General features: G+C 60.8%; 2 protein-coding genes. Both read left to right on the forward strand.

Features of this window, described 5'->3' with window-relative positions; all coding sequences use genetic code 11:
* Positions 1-208 precede the first annotated feature (208 nt).
* The gene (locus tag A2J01_RS28710; RefSeq protein WP_331715347.1) at positions 209-1,690 is read left to right on the forward strand and encodes a DUF4185 domain-containing protein; all 1,482 of its coding nucleotides are present in this window, start codon (positions 209-211) and stop codon (positions 1,688-1,690) included.
* 142 nt (positions 1,691-1,832) lie between these two features.
* Positions 1,833-2,177, forward strand: coding sequence for a hypothetical protein (locus tag A2J01_RS28715; protein ID WP_125053209.1), 345 nt, complete (start codon positions 1,833-1,835; stop codon positions 2,175-2,177).
* Positions 2,178-2,245 lie beyond the last annotated feature (68 nt).

Here is a 2,245-nt window from a genome sequence, read left to right on the forward strand (position 1 = left end):
AAACCAACCTGCTGGTTTTCGTAACCTAACTGACATGAAGTATCCGTTGGCAATTGCGCGGACGTTCTTTACCGTAAGCAGCGATCGGGATCCGCCCTCTTTTCGCAGGAGATTCCCAGGTTCAGTATTGGGTTGATGCGACTTCTACGGTGTTGGAAGGTTTTGCGTGCCTGAGATTCTCGTTACTCCTGTTGCTTCGGCTGTGTTCGTGAAGAATTTGACAGGCTCGTCCCAGACCGGTTCGTGGGGTGTGGGTGGGACGGATCTGGGGTTTCCTGTGCGTTTGCAGGATGGGCGTTTCGGGTTCTTCTTCGGCGACACGTTCGAGTCCCTCGCCCCTGGTGGTCCGGGGTGGCGTAGTCCGGTGATGTTGCGTTCGACGACAACTAATCTGGATCAGGGGATCGTGTTCAGCTCTGCGGCTGGCGGCGGCTATGCGAAGGAGATCCTGCCGAATGCGCACGACACGCGGCAGTTGCCGAGCGTCGAAGCACCAGGCACCGAGTTCACGGTCATTCCCGGGGATGCGCTCACGATCGGGACGCGCACGTATCTGTCGGTGTTGAGCGTGCACGCCTGGGACTCCGAGGACTGGAAAACGAACTTCACCTACCTCGCCTACTCCGACGACTCGGGCGAGAATTGGACTCTCTCGCAGGCACGTTGGGACAATCACCCCGGCGCGCTCGATCAGTGCTGGACGATGGAACGCCACGGCGGATACGTCTACGTCATCTCCACCGCGTTCGGACGCAACAAGCCTGCCGGCATGATCCTGCGTCGCGTTCCGGAAGCACAGATCCTCAGCCCCGCCGCCTACCAGGGGTGGGGCTGGACCGAACAGACGGGCTGGGCGTGGGGAAATGCCCCGACGCCGATCATTCCCGGCCGGATCGGTGAGATGTGTGTCCGCTTCGTCCAGGGCGCCTGGGTCCTCGCCTATTTCGATCCGGAGGCTTATGCGATCGTCACCCGCACCGCGGCCCGCATCGACGGACTGTGGTCTGAACCCACCGTTCAGGTCAAGGGCGGCGACTGGGGAGCAAATGACGGGACGTACGGCCAGATCTACGGCGGCTACATCCACCCCGCATCCACCCTGGACAATCTGCATCTGATTGTCTCGCAATGGAATACAGCAACGGGTACTCCGTATCATGCGATGCAGTTCAAAACCTCCGTCACTCCCGTCGCCCCCGTGTACACCGTCGGCGGCGCGATCGGTGCCCGGTACACACAACTCGGCGCCGAAACGAGCCCGCTCGGTGCACCGACCGGCGACGAACAACCTCTGGCGAGCGGGCGGGTGCAGGATTTCGAGCACGGCCGCATCTACTGGAGCGCCGCAACCGGGGCCTGGGAAACGTACGGGTTGATCGCGCAGAAGTATCTAGACCTCGGCGGACCCACGAGCCCTCTGGGGTGGCCCACAAGTGGTGAACTCGGCACGCCCAACGGAATCGGCCGCTTCAACCGCTTCACCGAAGGAAATATCTACTTCAATCCCCAGGCCGGCACTCACTGCGTCTACGGCGCCATTATCGCTGAATATGGTCGCCACGGCTATGAAGGCGGACGATTCGGATTCCCCACCACCGACGAATACGCCACCCCCGAGGGCCGCCGCAACGACTTCCAAGGCGGCTGGATCGCATGGATTAGCGCCACAGGTCAGGTAGTGACATCGTGATGTTCAACCCCAGCTGGCCCCTACTGTATATCTTTGTGCTCCAGCGCATTCGGCGTAGCAGTGGGGGCAATGCGGCCACGGGATGCGATCAACCGCCAGATCACTCACAGGGCGGTACATCGAGCCAGCAATCGAGGTGCCCATGCATCGCCGTGTAGGTGTTCTCGCTCTGATTGCGGTCGTTGCCGTCCTGATTGTCGTGGCGGTCTCGTTCTATTCCTTCGGCGGCGACCCGACCGAATACTGCCGAGCCCACGCGCCGCTTCCACCAGCATCGGGTGTGGAACAAACCCTCACGCCGGAGGAGGGGCATTGGACTGCTTTTCCGATTGCAGGAGCCGCCTGCACCTGGAATATCTCCGGCGACGTGCACTACGTGACCTCGACCATCCGGTGGGGGTCGACACTGATGTTGCTCGGCGCGGTCGTTGTCGCCATCGCATCCTCCTATTTCATCGCAAAAACTCTCTTCGCTAATCGCCAATAGCTGGCAAGTACCTGTGAATCAATCCGAGAGGATAGGCATGCGCAGAAACATCAAGAGGGCTACACGAC

Origin of the sequence: Rhodococcus sp. EPR-134, assembly GCF_001647205.1 — a bacterium.
GTDB classification, from domain to species: Bacteria; Actinomycetota; Actinomycetes; order Mycobacteriales; family Mycobacteriaceae; genus Rhodococcus_F; species Rhodococcus_F qingshengii.